The sequence below is a fragment of the Aeromonas sp. FDAARGOS 1408 genome (genome assembly GCF_019048665.1).
Taxonomy (GTDB): Bacteria; Pseudomonadota; Gammaproteobacteria; order Enterobacterales; family Aeromonadaceae; genus Aeromonas; species Aeromonas dhakensis.
Genome location: NZ_CP077394.1, coordinates 91,886 through 111,042, shown reverse-complemented (window position 1 = coordinate 111,042; position 19,157 = coordinate 91,886). Strand labels below are relative to the sequence as shown.

16 protein-coding genes are annotated in these 19,157 nt (G+C 65.4%); 6 read left to right on the top strand and 10 right to left on the bottom strand.

Translation table 11 applies throughout. The features are described 5' to 3' along the window. Positions 1-185: 185 nt before the first annotated feature. From I6L38_RS00605 to I6L38_RS00565, 9 genes are all read right to left on the bottom strand, one after another. Positions 186-1,112, bottom strand: coding sequence for a L,D-transpeptidase family protein (locus tag I6L38_RS00605; RefSeq protein ID WP_005304791.1), 927 nt, complete (start codon positions 1,110-1,112; stop codon positions 186-188). A gap of 186 nt (positions 1,113-1,298) precedes the next feature. Then, the gene (locus I6L38_RS00600; protein WP_005304793.1) at positions 1,299-2,540 is read right to left on the bottom strand and encodes a mechanosensitive ion channel family protein; all 1,242 of its coding nucleotides are present in this window, start codon (positions 2,538-2,540) and stop codon (positions 1,299-1,301) included. Between the two features lie 122 nt (positions 2,541-2,662). After that, complete coding sequence (locus tag I6L38_RS00595; protein WP_005304795.1) at positions 2,663-3,862, bottom strand: acetate kinase; 1,200 nt, start codon at positions 3,860-3,862, stop codon at positions 2,663-2,665. Positions 3,863-4,036: 174 nt separating this feature from the next. Then, positions 4,037-4,507 carry a YhcH/YjgK/YiaL family protein gene (locus I6L38_RS00590; protein ID WP_216988994.1) on the bottom strand — a complete coding sequence of 157 codons (471 nt, stop codon included), beginning with the start codon at positions 4,505-4,507 and terminating at the stop codon, positions 4,037-4,039. A gap of 309 nt (positions 4,508-4,816) precedes the next feature. After that, on the bottom strand, positions 4,817-5,923 hold the full coding sequence (locus I6L38_RS00585) for a 1-acyl-sn-glycerol-3-phosphate acyltransferase (protein WP_010636222.1): 1,107 nt from the start codon (positions 5,921-5,923) through the stop codon (positions 4,817-4,819). Between the two features lie 155 nt (positions 5,924-6,078). After that, the gene (gene cueO, locus I6L38_RS00580) at positions 6,079-7,683 is read right to left on the bottom strand and encodes a multicopper oxidase CueO (RefSeq protein ID WP_216988993.1); all 1,605 of its coding nucleotides are present in this window, start codon (positions 7,681-7,683) and stop codon (positions 6,079-6,081) included. Between the two features lie 260 nt (positions 7,684-7,943). Beyond that, positions 7,944-8,672 (bottom strand): aspartate/glutamate racemase family protein, encoded by a 729-nt coding sequence (locus tag I6L38_RS00575; RefSeq protein ID WP_216988992.1) that lies wholly within the window; start codon positions 8,670-8,672, stop codon positions 7,944-7,946. A 75-nt stretch (positions 8,673-8,747) separates the two neighbouring features. After that, complete coding sequence (locus tag I6L38_RS00570; RefSeq protein WP_010636219.1) at positions 8,748-9,338, bottom strand: LysE family translocator; 591 nt, start codon at positions 9,336-9,338, stop codon at positions 8,748-8,750. Positions 9,339-9,462: 124 nt separating this feature from the next. Then, a complete protein-coding gene (locus I6L38_RS00565) occupies positions 9,463-10,059 on the bottom strand; it encodes a LysE family translocator (protein ID WP_005304811.1) in 597 nt (198 codons plus the stop codon). Between the two features lie 117 nt (positions 10,060-10,176). Here I6L38_RS00565 and I6L38_RS00560 point away from each other — a divergent pair, with 117 nt between their 5' ends. From I6L38_RS00560 to I6L38_RS00540, 5 genes are all read left to right on the top strand, one after another. After that, positions 10,177-11,553 carry a PLP-dependent aminotransferase family protein gene (locus I6L38_RS00560; protein WP_216988991.1) on the top strand — a complete coding sequence of 459 codons (1,377 nt, stop codon included), beginning with the start codon at positions 10,177-10,179 and terminating at the stop codon, positions 11,551-11,553. Positions 11,554-11,595: 42 nt separating this feature from the next. After that, complete coding sequence (locus tag I6L38_RS00555) at positions 11,596-12,060, top strand: hypothetical protein (RefSeq protein WP_043171896.1); 465 nt, start codon at positions 11,596-11,598, stop codon at positions 12,058-12,060. A 93-nt stretch (positions 12,061-12,153) separates the two neighbouring features. Continuing rightward, on the top strand, positions 12,154-14,214 hold the full coding sequence (locus I6L38_RS00550; protein ID WP_216988990.1) for a hypothetical protein: 2,061 nt from the start codon (positions 12,154-12,156) through the stop codon (positions 14,212-14,214). Beyond that, on the top strand, positions 14,184-14,921 hold the full coding sequence (locus I6L38_RS00545) for a DUF3142 domain-containing protein (protein ID WP_201880157.1): 738 nt from the start codon (positions 14,184-14,186) through the stop codon (positions 14,919-14,921). Before I6L38_RS00550 ends, I6L38_RS00545 begins: the two co-directional genes overlap by 31 nt. 113 nt (positions 14,922-15,034) lie before the next feature. After that, positions 15,035-16,660 (top strand): hypothetical protein, encoded by a 1,626-nt coding sequence (locus tag I6L38_RS00540; RefSeq protein WP_216988989.1) that lies wholly within the window; start codon positions 15,035-15,037, stop codon positions 16,658-16,660. A gap of 31 nt (positions 16,661-16,691) precedes the next feature. Here the strand turns inward: I6L38_RS00540 and I6L38_RS00535 are convergent, their stop codons facing one another. Then, a complete protein-coding gene (locus I6L38_RS00535; protein WP_043171902.1) occupies positions 16,692-18,005 on the bottom strand; it encodes a sodium-dependent transporter in 1,314 nt (437 codons plus the stop codon). A 431-nt stretch (positions 18,006-18,436) separates the two neighbouring features. Here I6L38_RS00535 and I6L38_RS00530 point away from each other — a divergent pair, with 431 nt between their 5' ends. Next, positions 18,437-19,156, top strand: coding sequence for an ABC transporter substrate-binding protein (locus I6L38_RS00530; RefSeq protein ID WP_005304833.1), 720 nt, complete (start codon positions 18,437-18,439; stop codon positions 19,154-19,156). Position 19,157 lies beyond the last annotated feature (1 nt).

Below are 19,157 nucleotides of genomic sequence, written 5' to 3'. Positions count from 1 at the left end.
TAACAAACAGAAAACACAATATAAACGTTTCATCTTTAACCAACAGACCAGCTTTGCCCCGTTCCGCCAGATTTTATCCTGACGCAGCAACTGCTTATCCACTGGGCATGTTCAGTGGCCCGACCCCGCCACGGCCGCAAAAAAAAGCCCCGACCAGAAGTCGGGGCCATGTCGGCAGGTGCCAATCAGCGGTTGATCGCGATCGGCATGCCGCTGCGCTGCTCCAGCGCCTGCTTGACCAGCTGGGAGTCGCTGTCGGCGTGGGCGATGAAGCGGGTCACCGCCGGGGTCATCGGCAGCGGCGCAGGCAGGCTGGAGTTGAACTCCTCCTGATTGCGGGAGAGCGGCTGATGCACTTCCAGATAGCGGCGGCCATCCGGCTCGACGCTGGCCTTGATCGGCTGGTTGACGAACTGGACGCGGGTACCGACCGGCACCTTCTTGAACAGGTACTCGATGTCGTCGTTGCGCAGGCGCACGCAGCCGTGGCTCACCCGCAGGCCGATGCCGAACTGGGCGTTGGTGCCGTGGATGGCGTACATCTTGCCGATGTAGAGCGCGAACAGCCCCATGGGGTTGTCCGGGCCGGCCGGCCACACGGCCGGCAGGGTCTCGCCACGGGCGGCATATTCGGCATGCATCTTGGCGGTCGGGGTCCAGGTCGGGCCCGCCTTCTTGCGCTGCACGCTGGTGACCCAGTTTTCCGGGGTGTCGGTGCCAAGCTGGCCGATGCCGATGGGCAGCACTTCCACCACCTTCTTGCCTTTCGGGTAGTAGTAGAGGCGCATCTCGGCCACGTTCAGCACGATCCCTTCACGGGGTGCATCCGGCAGGATCAGCTGGTGCGGCACGATCAGCTTCTCGCCGGTCTGCAGCAGCAGAGGATCCGCCTTGGGGTTGGCCTCCAGCATGTTGGTCAGCCCCAGCTGGAATTTGGCGGCGGCGGCCTCCAGCGGCTGGCCGTTTTCTTCGGCCGGCACCACGTATTCCAGATTTTCACCCACCAGGCGGCTGTTGGCCGCAGGCAGGGCGTATTCAACAGCGAGCGCAGGCGCGGCGCCCAAGAGGAGGCTGCAGCACAGCGCGGCCGCAGTAGTGTGGAGGAGCTTCATAACTTTCCTGTAATGGATGACGTGGTTCAAGACTCTGGGCTGACCCGGGAGCGGCAGGCGATCCGGGGGCGAAGAGAAGGCCGCCATTTTTCTCCTCTGCCGGGCAAATTTCAACTGACAAGTGGCGGCGGGTCAGCGATTAATATCGCTTTTTTTATCCGCCGCCAGCCCTGGTCTGATGGCCGTTCACCCCTTTTGCCAGGCGCGCATATCGTAACCTGTGGGAGATTGGTGCAACCGCAGATGAAATTGCTCGATGATGGCAAAAATGTGGTCGAAAATGTCGGCCTGGATCCCTTCGTAATCGGCCCAGGCGGTGGTCGCCGTGAAGCAGTAGATCTCCAGCGGCAAGCCGTCCGTGGTCGGCGCCAGCTGGCGCACCATCAGGGTCATGTCCTTGCGAATGCCGGGGTGGGCGCGCAGGTAGGCGTCCAGATAGGCGCGCAGAGTGCCGAGGTTGGTGAGGTGGCGGCCGTTGATGGGGCAGCTGATTGCGTCGCTCAGCTGCTGGTTGTAGGCGCTCAGCTCCTGCTCCTTGCGGCTCAGATAGGGCGCCAGCAGCTGGGCCTGCTTGAGCTGCAACTGTTCGTCCGCCGTCAGGAAGCGCACGCTGGTCATGTCGATGTTGACACTGCGCTTGATGCGCCGCCCGCCCGACTCCGTCATCCCCTGCCAGTTCTTGAAGGAGTCGGAGATGAGGGCATAGGTGGGGATGGTGGTGATGGTCTTGTCCCAGTTCGACACCTTGACCGTGGTGAGGCCGATGTCGGTCACCTCGCCATCCGCGCCGTACTTGTCCATCTGCAGCCAGTCACCGACGCTCAGCATGCGGTTGGCGGAGAGCTGGATGCCGGCTACCAGGCCAAGGATGGGGTCCTTGAACACCAGCATCAACACCGCGGTCATGGCCCCCAGGCCGCTGAACAGGAACAGCGGCGACTTGCCTAGCAGCAGGGCGATCATCAGGATGCCCACCAGGATGCTGCCCACCAGCTTCACCCCCTGGAAGATACCGCGCAGGGGCAGATCCCGCCCGAGCCGGGTATAGCGGCTCACCGACAGCAGGCAGTCGAGCAGGGCGAACAGCGCCAGCAGCAGGAACAGCAGGATCCAGAGCTGGGCCACCGTCTCGATGAGCTGCAGGCTTTCGGAGTCGCGCGGCAGCCAGATCTCGGCCTGCCCCAGCAGCACGGCCCCCTGCAGCACGAAGGCGAGCCGGTAGAACAGCCGCTGCTGCAGTTGGGGCGGCAGCCACACCTGCATGGTCTTGCCGAGCACGCCCACCAGCCGCACCAGCAACACCCGGTGCAGTAGCATGTGCAGCACCAGCGAGGTGAGCACGATAAAGCCGAGGGCGATCACCAGCCCCGTCATGCCGGTCACCTCCAGTCCTAGCCCGGCCAGCCAGCGAAAAATCGTCTCCTTCATCCCATCCTCCTGTGCGTGAAACTGCGGTCAGGGTACGTATCTGCCACCCCATGTCAAATGGGCACCGGCCCACAAACGACAACGCCCGGCAGGGGCCGGGCGTTGTCTGGGAGCGAGGGGCGTTAGCCGACCAGGCTCAGGGCATCGCGGGCGATGACCAGCTCTTCGTTGGTGGGCATCACCAGCGCCAGGCGGCTGCCTTCGGCGGTGATGGGGCCCTCGCCGCCCAGCACGGCGGCGTTGTTGGCTTCCTTGTCGACCTTGAAGCCGAACAGGGCCAGACGATCCAGCACCATCTCGCGCACCATGGCGGCGTTTTCACCGATGCCGCCGGTGAACACCAGGGCATCCAGACGACCGTCCATGGCGGCAGCGTAGGCGCCGACATACTTGGCCACCCGGTAGGTGAACACATCCAGCGCACGCTTGGCACCGGCGTCGGTGGCGTAGTTGGAGGTGACGTAGCGGCAGTCGCTGCTCGCCTCTGTCATGCCCAGCAGGCCGGACTCACGGGTCAGGGTGTGGTTGATCTGCTCCACGCTGTAACCGAGCTGGTCGTGCATGAAGAAGACCACGGCGGGGTCGATGTCGCCGGAGCGGGTACCCATCGCCAGCCCTTCCAGCGGGGTCAGCCCCATGGAGGTGTCGACGGATTCGCCGCCACGGATGGCGCAGACGGAGGCACCGTTACCCAGGTGGCAGTTGATGATGTTGAGCTCTTCGAGCGGCTTGCCCAGCGCCTTGGCGGTCTCTTCTGCAATGAAGCGGTGAGAGGTGCCGTGGGCGCCGTAACGACGGATGCCGTTCTCTTTGTAGAGCTTGTAGGGCAGCGCGTAGAGGTAGGCTTCCTCTGGCAGGGTTTGGTGGAAGGCGGTGTCGAACACGGCCACGTTCTTCTCTGCCAGCGCCGGGAAGACCTTGAGGGCGGCACGGATGCCGATGAGGTGCGCCGGGTTGTGCAGGGGAGCGAACGGAATGGCGGCTTCGATGCCGGCAATCACGCTGTCATCGATGCGAACGGAACGGGAGAACTGCTCGCCGCCGTGCACGATGCGATGGCCGATGGCCACCAGCTGCTCGGCCAGGGTCGGATCCTGCGGCAGGATGTGACCCACGATGTGGTCGAGGGCTTCCTGGTGCGCGGCACCCGCGCCCAGCATGGCCTCGCCCTTGACGCCGTGGAGTTTCCATTTGATACGTGCATCATCCAGATTGAAGCATTCGGCCAGGCCGGACAGCATGTCCTCACCTGTTTCGGCGTCCATTACGGCAAATTTCAGGGAAGAGCTACCGCAGTTAAGGATCAATACCAACTTGCTCATGTTCTACATCTTCCTGTGCTTCGGCTTTATGCCGACAGTGTCGTGTCATCCAACATGGATGGGATTCCCCTGCCGGGGGCTTATGGTCGCAGGAAAGTGCGCCCAATTTTTCAATATGTTAAGTGCAAATCCGGATGATTCCGGCCACTCGTCTCAGCCAGGCTGCGCCAACGGTCACAGGCCGGCCAGCAGATCCCGATGCACCTTGACCACCAGCTTCTTCACCTTGGCCGGCGGGTTGGGGGTGCAGAGGGGGCGATGCAGTTCTCCCGGCCAGAAGATGGCGAAGTCGCCAGGCTGCAACGCCAGATAACTGGTCTGTTCGTCGTCGACGAACCAGAGATCGGGATGGGGGTGATCCGCCCCTTCGCTCGCGTAGGTGTGCGGGCCGACCCCGATCCACTCCTCGCCGGCGAGCAGCAGCTGGATGTCCAGGTACTGCTGATGGAACTCGCCACGGCGATCCGCCGCCGGCTCGGTCAGCTCTTCGCTCACCAGGCAGAACAGCTTGAGGCCGTCGACCTCCTGCTTGCCGAGCGGCGCCTGCTGCCACCGGTCGACGCTTTGCACCACCTCGACCAGGATGCGGTCGAGCGGGGCGGGCAGCGGCGTACGCTGCAAGGTATTCAGACTGCCGGTGATCATGGCGCTTCCTTAGGTGTATTCAGGCGACATCTTAGCCGCAAAATGAAAAAGGACCCGTTGAAGGTCCTTGTGTCACACCGTCTGCTATCCGTGCAGACCGGGATGGAGCCATGGCTCTGTCCGGCGTGGTGAGTGCACTGTTACACACTCATCCTCGGCTTGCCAAGCGGGGCAAGCGCGTTCGCCGGGTGATCGTACCAGCTGAAACAATATTATTCACTACTCCATTGCCGACGACTTTGACCAGACGCAAAAACGGGAGCATCAGCTCCCGTTTTTTTCGCATCACCAGGTCAAAACCGGTGTCATTCAAGCCTTGGCGGCGTTCTCCACCGGTTTGGCGTACATGGCACGCCAGATGGCCTTGTGCTCTTCCGGCACCTCCGACTGACGGCTCAGGAAGGCGGCCTGCTCGATGGTATTGGCGTGGCCTGCCACATCCGCAGCCAGGTAGTTGCCCGGGAAGAGGCGGTAGTTGCCCCAGATCGCCTTGTCGATCAGCGCAGCCAGCTCGTCCGGATCGCTAAAGCCTTCAGTGATGGGGGCGCCGAAGGAGACGTGTACTCGCCCCTTCTGGCCGACGATGCCGGCAACTATGCTCTCGATGTCCTCGAACTCGCCCTTCTCGTAGCTGCCGTTGATGGACTTCTCGTACAGCTCGCGCGCCTTGGCCTTGTCGGTGGGATCCAGCTCGTAGCTGATGCTGACCGGCACGATATTGAGGCTGCGCATGTAGTCGACGAACTCGATCTTCTGCTTCTTGCCGTCCACGTAGAACATCTTGAGGATGGCCGGGTCGGTCTTGTCATCGCCGTTCTTGGCGCGCCCTTCCTTCTGGGCGATCCAGATGGAGTGGCCTTCGTGCACCGACTGGCCGATGTAGGCAGACAGCTCGCCGAGCGCCTTCATCATCTCCCGCGGCCCCTTGGCGGAGCGCTTGACGATGAAGCTCTTGTTGAGCTTCATCAGCTCGGTGGCGCAAGGCTTGCGCAGCAGGTTGTCGCCGATGGCGATGCGCACGGTATCGAAACCGTGGGTGTGCAGACCCCAGTTGACGAACGCCGGATCCATGGCGATGTCCCTGTGGTTGGAGACGAACAGGTAGCCCTGCTCTTTTTTAAGATGCTCGAGCCCGGAGAAGGTCACCCCCTGGGTGGAGGTGGCGATCATCCGGCTCATGTAGCGGGTCACCCCCATCTGCACCTGATGGATGGTGGTCACCTTGGACCACTTGTAGCGCAGGAACTGGCGGATCAGCGGGCGAATGGCCCAGCCCAGCCAGCTCATCAGGGAGCCGAAGCGATACTTGGCGATGGCGCCGATGAATTCATCATCCCGGATCAGCCGCTCGATGGCTGCCGGTACTTCCTCATCGCGGTAGGGGCGAATGTCCGCGAATCTATCTACTTCTGTCACAATGTCAGCCTTGCGTGTAAGGAGTCGCGGCCGGCGTGCGCCGGCCGGAAAATTCAGGGCGCAATTTTACACGCTTTTATGCCGAGGGGTATGCGGCGCAGCCAGATAGTGAGATCTGACCAGTAAAAAACAATGGCCCCGAACGGGCCATCATTTCACTCTTCCACCGTGAACGAGAGCATCATGCCGGTGTCTTCATGCTCCAGCAGATGGCAGTGAGCCATGTAGGCCCGCTCCTTCGGCGCCGTGTGATCGAAGCGCACCAGCACCTCGCTGCGCCCGCCCTCCACCTTGACGATATCCTTCCAGCCGGCGCGATGAGGGGCCACCGGCTGACCGTTCTCGCTCAGGATCCGGAAACGGGTGCCGTGAATGTGGAAGGGGTGCAGCATCATGTCCCCCTCCCCCGAGATGATCCAGCGCTCGGTGCGGCCGCGCTTGACCGCAAACTGCGGGTCGTTCATGGCGAAGGCCTGACCGTTGATGCGGTTGCCGCCGTGCAAATCCAGCGCGCCGCCCGCTTGCTTCATATCGGCCATGTCGCCGTGATCCATTCCTGCCATCCCGTCGCCTTGCCCGTCCATCTTCATGCCGGCCATGGTGCCCGTATCGCCGTGCTCCATGCTCATGCCCGCCATGGCGCCGTGGCCGTAGCGGCTCATCAGCGCCTGCATCCCCTGCCGGTCCAGCTCGGGATCCATCGACAGGGTCAGGGTGCGGCTCGGCAACTCTTGAGTGGCGGGCAGCGCAGGCAGCCGGGCCAGACTGTCCGGCAGGCGCCCCTTGCCCTCGATCAGGGAGGGCCGGATCCGCAGCAGCGGCAGGGCCGCATCGAACGGCGCCAGGGTCATCCCCATCTGGCGTACCGGCAGAGTGAGCAGATCGAACGCCTGGCCGTTGCGGGCGTCCACCATCACCTCGAAGCGCTCCCCCGGCAGCAGCGCCAGCTCGCTCAACGCCACCGGCTCCGCCAGCAGGCCGCCATCGCTGCCGATCACATACAAGGGGCGACCGTCGCTGGTCGCCAGCCTGAGGGAGCGGGCATTGCAGCCGTTGAGCAGCCGCAACCGCAGCCAGCCGCGGGGGGCGTCGTAGGTCGGATAGACGGCGCCGTTGGTCAGCATCAGATCGCCGAACCAGCCGACCGCCGCGCTCATCACGTCCAGCTGGTAGTCCACCTGATCCCGCCCATCGAGCCGCTTGTCCTGCAGCACCAGCGGGATGTCGTCCACCCCCCAGCGCTGGGGCAGCGGCAACCGCAGGCTCTCCTCGTCGTCGAGGATGAAGAGTCCGGCCAGCCCCATGGCCACCTGATGGCCGGTCTGTCCGTGGGTGTGGGGGTGATACCAGCAGGTGGCCGCCGGCTGCTCGATGCGAAACGCCGCCTGCCACTCTTTGCCGGAGGGGATGCTGGCCTGCGGGCCGCCATCGGCGGTGCCCGGCACCTCCAGCCCGTGCCAGTGGATCGTGGTGGTCTCCGCCAGCTGGTTGGCGACCCGGACTCGCACCGCCTGCCCCTGGCGGGCACGCAATGTGGGGCCAAGCAGGTTGCCGTTGTAGCCCCAGCTGCGGGTCGGCTGGCGTCGCCACTGCATCTGGCCCGGCTGGGCCCTGAGCTGGAACATACCGCTGGCGTCCGCCTCCAGCAGCGCAGGAATCGGCAGAGCGGGCCGCTCGGCGGCAACCGCCCGACCCCACCAGGGCAGGGCACCGGCGACACCGACGGCGGTGGAGAGTTTGAGAAAATCGCGACGCTGCATGAGTCGTTCCTCGTTGGTCAAAGCGGACCTTCAGCCTATGCAGCAACCCTGCGGCAAGGTCAAGCCCTGCCGAGCCGGCGGCCGGACAGTTTCTGGCTTATCCGCTTGCCAGCAGACCCCTGTCGTCAAGCCAGCGCCAGACTCACCGCCGCCTCGGCGTGAATCGAAATCGTGGTGGTTGCGTCGCAGAGCGGCACCGCGGCGCCGGCATTTTCCAACCCACTATCTGCCTCATCTGCTTGCCAGCAGAGCCATGATCGTCAAGCCAGCGCCAGGCTCACCGCCGCCTCGGCGTGGATCGCGGTGGTGTCGTAGAGCGGCACCGCGGCGTCGGCCTCCCCCACCAGCAGGGCTATCTCGGTGCAGCCGAGGATCACCGCCTGGGCGCCAGCGGCCGCCAGCCCCTCGATAATGGCTAGGTACTCGGCCCGCGAGGCGTCGCGAATGTCACCGAGGCACAGCTCGTCATAGATGATGCGGTGCACCCGCTCCCGCTGCACTTCGCCCGGCACCAGCACCTCCAGTCCGAATTTGTCCTGCAAGCGCCCCTTGTAGAACTCCTGCTCCATGGTGAAGCGGGTACCGAGTAGACCGACCCTCTGGATCCCGTCCGCTTGCAGCTGACGTGCGGTGGCATCGGCGATATGGAGCAGCGGGATGTCGATGGCGGCCTCAATCTCGGGCGCTACCTTGTGCATGGTGTTGGTGCCGATCAGCAGAAAATCGGCGCCACCGGCCTGGATGGCCCGCGCCTCGGCCGCCAGCAGGCGGGCGGTGGCGGGCCAGTCGCCGATATGCTGCAGCCGCTCTATCTCGGCAAAGTCGACGCTGCTCAGCAGCACCCGCGCCGAGTGCAGGCCGCCGAGCCGTGCTCGCACGCCCCGGTTGAGCGCCTGATAGTAGCTGACGGTGGACTCCCAGCTCATGCCCCCCAGCAGACCGATACATTTACCGCTCGTGCAAACCAGACAGGGGGCGGCGCGCGTCATGGCACCGCCCCGTGAATAAAAAAGGCCCCGCAGGGCCAACAAGACAGCCGGTAAAGGCCCGGGCGCAGGCCCGGACTAAATCCAGATCATCAGCACGCAGGCCGCCGTGGCGACCCCCATGCCGAGATTGAAACGACGCCAGCCTCTGGCGGTGCGAATGAGGCGGCGCACCTGGGCACCGAACAGCACCCAGAAGGCCCCGGTATAGAGGCCGGTAATAAAGAAGATGGCGAGCACCCAGATGGCGGAGGGCCAGTAGGCCTCCCCCGCCAGGGTGAAACCGCTGATGGCGGAGAGCGCCATCATCCACGCCTTGGGGTTGAGCAGCTGCAGCATGGCCCCCTGATGGGCCGGGATCAGCGGCCGATTGCCCTCGGCCGGGCCGCTGGCGGTCGCCACCTTCCAGGCCAACCAGAGCAGGTAGGCCGAGCCGATGAGCTTGAGCCCGTCGTGCAGCAGCGGCACCTGTTCGAACATCACCCCCAGCCCCAGCGCCGTGGCCAGGATCATCAGGTTGATCCCCCCCACCACCCCCACCAGCAGGGGCACGCTGCGGCGAAAGCCCTGGGCCGCACCGGCGCTGGTGAGCAGCATGTTGTTGGGGCCCGGCGTGCCACAAGTGATGAGGGCAAAGCCCGCTAGGGGAAGCAACCAGTTCAGATCCATCTCAACCTCTTGATGATGCAGGGCACCGACTCGGCGACAAGCCTTCTAATATGCAGAGCCGGTGCCCGTCAGACAAGGCCGCAAATGCACTTTCTTCGCATCTTTATGCGGCCTCTGGCAAGGCTCAGTACCAGAGCATCACCACGCAGAGCGCAGTCAGCGCCCCCAGGCTGCCGTTGAGGCGGCGCCAGCCCCGATCCGTGCTGATCCAGTTGCTGAGCTGATGGCCAAACAGCACCCAGACGAAGCAGACCGGCAGCGCCACCAGCACGAACATGGCCATCACCGCGAACTGGCTCGGCCAGTAGCTGGCACCGGGCAGGCTGAACAGACTGATGGCGGAGATCCCCATCATCCAGGCCTTGGGATTGAGAAACTGAAAGCCCAGCCCCTCCAGCAGGGTCAGCGGACGGGCGCGCCGGGCCGGATCACCGGGAGCGCCGGCCACCGCGATGCGCCATGCCAGCCACAGCAGATAAAGGCTGCCGAAGATCTGCAAGCCGAGACGCAGCAGCGGCCAGCGCTCGAACAGGGGGTAGAGCCCCAGCGCCAGCACCATCTGCAGCACCGGCTGACCCACCGCCACCCCGATCAGATGGGGCAGGGTGCGGCGCACCCCGAAGTTGGCGCCGGAGGCGGTCAGCATGAGGTTGTTGGGGCCCGGCGTGCCGCAGGTGAGCACCGCAAAGCCAAACAGGGTGGCATACCATTCGATCGTCATTTTTGTACTCCTGAACTGCGCACATTGTATCGATACAATGTGCTATTTTTGATTGTTATCGGGTTCAAAATCACGCTATATTGCCGATACATTTCGATCAACGGATTTATTGTCACCATGACAATCTGGACCCCGGACCTCACCCCCTTCGCCGGCCCCCTCTACCTCAAGCTGGTGAAGGCCATCGAGCAGGCCATTCAGGACGGCTCCCTGCCGCCCCAGACCCGGCTGCCCACCCACAGGGCACTGGCGGACAGGCTGGGGGTCACCGTCGGCACCGTCACCCGCGCCTATGGCGAGGCGGAGCGGCGCGGGCTGCTGGCCGCCCGGGTGGGCCACGGGACCTGGGTCAAGGGGGAGAGCGAGGATCCGGCCAACGCCTGGGTGATCCGCAAGGAGGAGGGACACCGCATCGAGTTGTGGCAGAACCTGCCGGTGCAGCTGGATCGGGCCGCCATCATCCGCCCCATGCTGGCGGAAGTGGCAGACGGGGATCTCAACGCCCTGCTCGGTTATGACAAGGAGGCGGGCCAGCCCGGCCAGCGCCAGCTCTTTATCGACTGGCTGACAGAGCAGGGGGTGGCGGGCAGCGAGGAGCATCTGCTGTTCAGCCACGGCGCCCAGCACGGCATCATGCTCTCCCTGCTGGCCACCGGCTGCGTGGGGGAGACCCTGCTGTGCGAAGGGCTCAGCTACCCCGGCATGCTGGGCAACGCCCGCCAGCTGAAGAATCAGGTGGTGGGGCTGGCGATGGACGAGGAGGGGCTGCTGCCCGACGCGCTGGAGGCGGCCTGCCGCACCCGCCGCGCCAAGCTGCTCTACCTCACCCCCACCCTGCAGAATCCCACCACAGCCACCATGAGCCTGGCGCGGCGCGAGGCCATCATCGCCATCGCCCGCCGTCACGATCTGCTGATCATCGAGGACGACGTCAACGGCCTGCTGCCCCAGCAGCCGGTGACGCCGCTGGTCAACCTGGCGCCGGAGCGGGTCATCTATCTGGGCAGTCTGGCCAAGATCGCCTGCGGCGGCCTGCGGGTCGGCTTCGTGCTGACCCCGCCCCACTTGCGCGGCGCCTTCGCCCAGGCGATGCGACTGTCGAGCTGGATGGTGAGCCCGCTGCTCATCGAGCTGGCCTGCAAGCTGGTGAGCCAGCGCCAGATCATGCCTCTTGTAGAGCAGCAACGGCAGATCCTGGCACGTCGCGGCGAGCTGCTGCGCCACCTGTTGCCGGAGGCCTGCTGGCAGGCGGGCTCCATGCACGCCTGGCTGCCGCTGCCGGAGCCCTGGCGCAGCCAGGAGTTTGCCGAGGCCGCCAACGCCCTTGACGTCGGGGTGGCCAGCGGGGAACACTTCGCCGCCGGCCAGTTCGCCGCGCCGCAGGGAGTGCGGCTGAGCCTGAGCCAGCCGGCCACCGACGCCCGCGTCGCCGAGGCGCTGGAGCGGCTCGCCGGCCTGCTGCGCGCCGCGCCGCCCACCAATACCCTGCTATAGTCAGCCCCAGCCCAGCCCATCCGTGGGCTCAAAGGAGAGCCCATGCACCCGACCCGCGCCCCGCTTTTGCTCCTCACCCTGCTGCTGGGGGGCTGCGCCTCCCCCGCTCATCAACAGCTGGGGGCGGCGCTGAGCGGGCTGGAGGGGGAGTTGCAGCGGCTGGAAGAGGAGCTGGCTGCCATGAACGGCCTCCATTACCAGAAGGCGATCGACGCTCCCCTCAGCCTGCGCCGCAGGCTAGCCGCCCCCGTCCCTACGGCACAAGGGCTGCTGCCCAGCCGCAGCACGCTGACAGACGGCCCCCTGCTGCGCTACGACTACCGGCTACCGGCTGGCATGGCCAGCCTGCCCCTCGCCGAGCCCTGTCTGCGCTACGAATTCGAGCTGCGCCACCTGGGCCGCCTCGGCCAGCTCGCCCTGCACTGGCAGGGGGCGGCGGGCTCTGGGGAACAACTGATCCAGCAGCGCGACTGCCCCTTTTCGGCCAAAGGGCCCGGCCTGCAGTAGGCCCGCCGCCGGCCGACCTGCCCCTATGGTCAGTTGAAAGGGGTGAAGGCATCTTGTAGCGTGCCAGCATCCCGACTCCTGCTGGAAGCGCCCATGAAATTGACTCCCCTGTGGCTGGCCCTCTGCAGTCTGCCCGTCCTGGCCTGCGGCCCGGATGGCTGCGAGACGCCGCTCACCCTGCAACTGACCGCCGCCCAGTGCCACCTGAACGGGCTGCCGTTCCTCTCCCCCGACAACGACACCCGCACCAACCTGGCGTTGCTGCTGGCCGATGAGCAGGCCTTCTCGCTGCCCAAGGCGCCGCTGCCGCTGCCCTTCGCCATCGAGGATCTGCTCAACCCGGCCCGGCTCAACCCGACCCAGGCCGAGCCGGCCCCCGCCGGGCCGGATCCCCTGCTGGCGCTGGCCGCCGGTCTTGGCATCGAGCAGAGCATCACCCAGGCCGCCCTGGAGCGGGCCGCCGGCTGGAGCGAGGGGCGCTGCATCAGCAACAACCCCGTTTCTGCCGAAGCCTTCCTGCAGGCGCTGGTCGACACCCCGGCCCTTGGCGCCCACGAGCGCAGCCAGCTGGCCCGCCAGCGGCTGGCCATGCTGGGCCAGTGCGCCCAGCAGGCCGAAACGGCGCCAGAAGCCAAGGCCGCACCGCTGTCGGCCACCGGCCAGGGCTTTGCCGACTACTTGGCCGCCAGCCGGCTCTTCTATCAGGGGGAGTTCGCCCAGGCCGATGCGCAATTTGCCGCCCTCGCCAGACAGGATCAGCCCTGGCTGAAAGAGACGGCGGATTACATGCGGATCCGGGTCGCCCTCAACCAGTCCCAGCACAGCGCCTTCGATGACTGGGGCACCCTGGATCGCAACCTGATTGACCAGGCTGCCGTGCAGCGCGCCGAGCAGTTCATTGCCGACTATCGCAGCAGTTACCCAGAGGGGCGCTATCTCGGCTCCGCCAACGGGCTGCTGCGCCGGCTCGCCTGGTTCAAGGGGGACGAAGCGACGCTGGCCGGCCTGTTCCGGCAGGCGAGCCGCCAGCCGGGCAACCCGGAGCTGCTCAACGAAATAGACCTCAAGCTGTTGATGCAGCCCGGCTTCACCGGCTCAGCCGCCATGCCGCAGCTGACCCTGGTGCAGGATCTGCGCCGGCTGCGGCTGCACGAGAGCTGGGACGAGTGGCAGCCGCTGCAAAGCGGCGAGCTGGCCCAGCAGAGCGCCCAGTTTGCCGGCAACCCGGCCTGGCTCGCCTACCTGCAACAGGCCGAGCGCTACTATCTGGCCAAGAATTATGCCGCCGTCATCGCCGCCGCTCCCGCCCTCGGCAAGGGGCCACTCGACAACCTGGCGTTCAGCCAGCAGGTGCTCAAGGGCATGGCGCTGGCGGCCAGTCAGGCGCTGCCCGAGGCGGAGCAGCAGTGGCGCGCCCTGCTCGCCAGCCAGCCCACCCCCTTGCAGGATCAGCTGCTGCAGTTGGCGCTGGCCATGACCCTGGAGCGGGCCGGCCGGCTGGAGCAGGTGTTTGCCAAGGAGAGCCCCATCCAGAGCGATCACTACCGCATTCCGCTGCTGGAGTACGTGGCGCCGGCTCCGCTGCTGCGCCGCATGGTGCAGGATGAGCAGGCCTCCGATACCCTGCGCCAGCGCGCCGGCCACACCCTGCGCTACAAGCAGCTGACCCACGGCGACTACCGGGGCTTCCTGCAGGATCTGGCGCTGGCTCCGCTGGCCGCCCCGTTCGACTGGCAAGGGAGCCAGGAGTATCAATGCCCGGCGCTCACCGCGGTGGTCACCACCCTGGCGGACAACCCCAAATCCCCCAAGGAGCTCAACTGCCTCGGCGAGTTTTTCCTGAGCCAGGGGCTGGACTGGGATCCGCTCCTGCAGCGGCCGGGCGCCGATACCCTGGCGGGCAGCCGGGATCTGTTTGCCGGTCAGCAGCGCAGCCGGCTCGACTGGTATCAACAGGTGATCGCCAACCCCAAGGCCGCCAAGGAGGAGAAGGCCTACGCCCTCTATCGCGCCATCAACTGTTACGCCCCTAGCGGCAACAACAGCTGCGGCAGCCAGGAAATTCCCCTCAGCCAGCGCAAGGGCTGGTTCAACGCCCTCAAACGCCAGTACGGAACGAGCCAGTGGGCCAAACAGCTCAAATATTACTGGTGATGCTGGCGCTGCTGAGCGCCGAGGCCAGCACCGCCGTCGAGGCGAGCCACTACCGCCAGTTCTGGCTGTGGGCCGGGGTCAGGCCCCAGCCGGTGCTGCAGCAGGCCGAGCGGCTCTATCTGCATCAGGGGGAGATAGGCCCGCTCGATGCGCGCCAGCCCGTGCGTTTTCAGGGGCAGGGCATAGCGCCGAGCAAGCTGCCGGTAAAGGAGCTTTGGCTCGCCTATCGGGTGGAGCGGCTCGACTGGGATGAGGCCCTGCTCAAGAGCCTGACCAACCAGCTGGCAACCTGGCAGCGCAAGGGCAATGAGGTACGCGGCATCCAGATAGACTTCGATGCCCGCACCCACCGACTGGCGGACTATGGCGACTTCCTGCGCAAACTGCGCAGCCAGCTGCCCGCCGACTGCGCCATCAGCATCACCGGCCTGCTGGACTGGACCCTCACCGGCGATGTGACGACCCTCAACGCCCTCGCCGGCACGATCGACGAGCTGGTGGTGCAGACCTACCGTGGCCGTCGCACCGAGCCCGGCTACGCGCGCTACCTGCAGGCGCTGACGCGACTGACCCTCCCCTTCAAGGTGGGGCTGGTGCAGGGAGGTGAGTGGGATAAAGAGTGGGAGCGCCGTCTGACCAGCTCCCCCGCCTATGGCGGCGTGGTGGTGTTTCTTGTCAATCCGGCGCCCTCCCCCCACCGCAGGTGAGCTCGGACGAGGGGTTGACCGGCACGGCACCTCTGTAACAGAGTAATAGCTCTTTTTGACTCCATCACATGCCATACTTGTTCCGATCCTGAACCGGCCAAGGAGTGCCAAGGATGCAGATCCTCCTGATCGAAGACGACACCATGCTCAGCACGGCGCTCTCCCAGGGGCTGAGCCAGCAGGGCATAGCATCAACCCAGCTGACCCACTGCAAGGAACTGGCAACCCTGCCAACCCTGCTGCGCCAGCAGTCGTTCGACGCCATCATCTGCCACCAGAGCCATCACCAGGACCTGGAGGGAGTGCGCATGCTGCAGGAGGCTCACTATCTGGGGCTACTGGAGCCGGGCTGCGTGCTGTTGTTGCTCAATGCAGACCCGGAGCCACTCCACTATCCCCCCTCGGATCTCTACTTTTCCCTGCAGCTGACCATCCCCTTTACCCAGGAGCAACTGACCACCCGCCTGCACGAGCTGGTACAGCTGACCGGGCTGACCCGGGCCCTGCCGGCCCCGATGCGGCTCAGGGAGTGGCAACTGAGCTGTGCCCTGTGCGAGGACCTGCTCTATGAGCAGCAGAAGTATCGGGAGCTGGGACAACAGCTGGACCGGAGCAAGGGCTACATGCTGCTGCAATGGCAGGATCACTTCCACGCTGCCCAGCACTACGCAGTCTGTACCACGGAATATGATTCCTGGTGGCCGCGCAAGGGATTGATCTACGCCCTGCTGGGACTCGGCAGGCTGGAGAGCGCGCGCAAGGATCTGGCCCGCAACCGGGAGCGGCTGCCGCCGGCCCTGCAGCTGGAGCTGGCGCTGGCCTGTCTGCTGCACGAGGGGCAGTGGGAGGCGGCCTGGGACGTGCTCGGCCATCTGCTGCAAAAAAACGCCTGGCAACCAGAGTGGCGCCAGGCGGCCATCCTGCTGGCACTGCTGATCAAGGATGAGGGCAAGGCGCTGGAGCAGGCCAACGCCCTCAGCCTGCGCTTCTTTGCCGATCACAAGCTGCGGGTATCTATCGAGAACTTCATCCTCAATGCCAGCCTGGCGGTGCTCTGGCACTACCCGAGCGCCGCCAGGATCAGCTCACTGCAGCAGGAGTATCGCTACCTCAACCAGGCCGTCACCCTGCGGGCTCATGAGGACGCCCTGCTCAAGGCGCTGATGCTGAGCCTGGACTACCGCTTCGACGAGGCCCTGCTGCTGCTGGCCAAGCACCCGCCGGAGAGCGCGCGGGACAACCACCTCAACCAGCTGCTCGGCTTCGCCGTCAGCCAGTTCTGCGGACTGCCCCACCACGCCAAACGCTACCTGACCCAGCTAGGCCAGTATCAGGCCAGGGTCGCCCCGGCCCCGCTGCTGCAACAGTTGTTCAAGCAGGTCGTCATCGACTTGACGAAACAACTGGAGCGGCGCGAGCTGCGGCTGACCTATCTGCGCCAGGAGCGGCAGCGGGCCAGCGCGGCAGGCCAGCACCAGCTGGCCGTGCAGTATGCGCTGACGCTGCAGGAGGAGTTCCCGGCCCTGCCTGGCGATGCCTGGCAGTTGCTGGAGCTGCTGCAACTGTGCTGGCCGGCCGGCATGGCAGCTCCCAGGGTGGCGCTGCTGGTAGACCGGCTGGAGCGGCGTCTCAACCACAGCGCCTCCTTCATGGAGCATCATGCCAAGGAGTACCAGAAGACGCTGCTGCAGATCCGCTCACACCTCAATACCCGCCTGCCTACCACGCCCCCCAACTAGGCCCTCAGGCCCGGCCAGCGCCGGGCCGCTCTTACAGCAAGCCCCGCACCAGGATCCCGCCGATCAGCAGCGGGGCCACCAGCCGCCAGCACCAGAGCAGGCAGAACCGCAACACTGGCGAGAGATCCGCCGGCACCATGCGATCCCCCAGTCGCCAGCCCAGCAGCAGGGTCAGCACCAGGCCGAACAGCGGCATCATCAGGTTGGAGGTGAGGTAGTCCAGCAGATCGAAGATGGTCTTGCCGAACAGGGTGTACTCGGCCCAGGGGCCGAACGACAGGCTCACCGGAATGCCACAGGCCATGATCAGCAGGGTCAGCACCCGGCAGGCGCCACGGCGCGACCAGCCCCACTCCTCGGTGGTGAAGCGCACCAGGTGCTCCAGCATGGAGATGGAGGAGGAGAGCGCCGCCACCAAGAGCAGCAGGAAGAAGACCACTGCCAGCCCCTGGCCGAACGGCAGGTGGTTGAACACCGCCGGCATGGTCATGAAGGTGAGCCCTGGCCCGGCGGTCGGATCGATGCCGGTGGAGGCGAGCACCGGGAAGATCATCAGCCCCGCCAGCACCGAGATGAGGCTTGCCAGCGTCACCACCCAGACGCCGGAGCGCAGCACGCCGTCACTGCTGGGCAGGTAGGCGCCATAGGTGGTGTGTACCCCCAGGCCAATGGAGAGGGAGAAGAAGGCGAGCCCCAGCGCGTCCAGCACTCCCTGGCCGGTGAGCTGGCTGAAGTCGGGCAGCAGGAACTGGCGTACCCCGGTCATGGCTCCCGGCATGGAGAGGCCGGTCACCACCAGCAGCAGCATCATCACGAACAGGGCCGGCATCATCCAGCGCAGCGCCCGCTCCACCCCCTTCTGCAGGCCCCCCTGCACGAACCACCAGGTGAGCCCGGCAAAGATGAGGTGAGTGATGGCCGGCCAGAGAGGATCGCTCACGTAACCGGTGAAGAGGGCGGTGAGGGCGCTCGCCTCACTCAGGTTGAGCTCGCCACCGATGGCCAGAGCCGCGTATCCCACGGTCCAGCCCCCCACCACGCTATAGAAGCTGTAGATGAAGAAGCCGCACAGGATCCCCATGTAACCCATCCAGCGCCAGTTCGGCCCCACCAGCTTGCGGAAGGCACCGAGTACCCCGCGCTGGCTGTGGCTGCCGAGCAGGGTCTCCCCCACCTGCACCGCTACCCCCAGGGTGAAGCTGAACAGCAGAAACACCAGCAGGAAGGCGCCGCCGCCGTTGGTGGCGGTCACATAGGGAAACTTCCAGATGGCGCCAAGACCGATCGCCGAACCGGCGGCTGCCAGCACATGACCGAGACGGGAAGACCACTGAACCTGGCTCATACAACCTCCGGGCAAGACAACATCACATCGATACTCCATGGATAACCGCACGGTGCGGGCAACAAAAAAGGCCGCCTGGTGGCGACCTTTGCAATGAACATTCAGACAAGCTGTGCGTGCAAGGTCACCTCTCTTGCGAGCCAAAAAATCGACCGAACAGTGCGCAACGGGGTGACATGAATAAGCGGGCCTGAATGCCAAACGGGATCACAGCCTAAACCATGGAAAGAAAAATTGACACAACGCGATCAACTTTTTTTCATCCCCCCCTTCAAAAAGGGATTCTCTGCCGCGGCCGGCAAAGATCATCAGGCAGCCCAATCCCTTGAGCAATAATAGAGTTAGCCTCGGCAGGCCGGTCAGCGACCGCCCGTGGCGACCCCCTTGCGCAACATGGATGCACCGACGTGACGCACCTGACCGGATACTGGATGAACTGGCTGCTGCCCTGGCTACTGCTGCCCGCCCTGGCGCTGGCCACGCCGCAGCCCCCGCTGACCCTCATCAGCCACGAGCTGCCCCCCTTTACCCACACCAGTAACGGCAAGCTCGGCGGGCTGGCGGTGCAGCTGGTGCAGGAAGTCCAGCAGGAGATGGGGGTTCACTACCCCATCAAGATCTACCCCCTCAAGCGGGCGCTCGCCCTGACCCGGGTCGAACCCGGTTTCGCCCTGTTCGTCATCCTGCGCACGCCCCATCGGGAGTCCCAGTTCAAGTGGGTGGGGCCGCTGTTCCCGAACCGGGTGGTGATCTACCAGACCAGAGGCAGCAAGCCGCTGACCGACCTGGCCCAGCTGCGCAAGCTGCCGCGGGTCGGCGTGCTGCTCGGCAACGCCGATGACGAGCTGCTCACCCGGGAGGGTTACACCAACCTGGTGCGCTGCCAGACCATCGAGGATGCCATCGAGCTCCTGGTGCTCGGCAAGATAGACGCCTTCCCCATGGGGGATCAGATCATGCCGGCCATCCTGGCCAAGATGAAGTTCTCCCCCCGCAGCGTGGTGAACTCCGGGTTGCTGCTGCAGGAGAACTGGCTCTACATCGTCTTCTCGAAGAGCGAGGATGACGCCGTGATCGCCCGCTGGCAGGCCGCCGTCGACAAGGTGCGGGCCCGCCACCCGCAGGCAACGCCGGCCCCCCTTCATCCCTGAA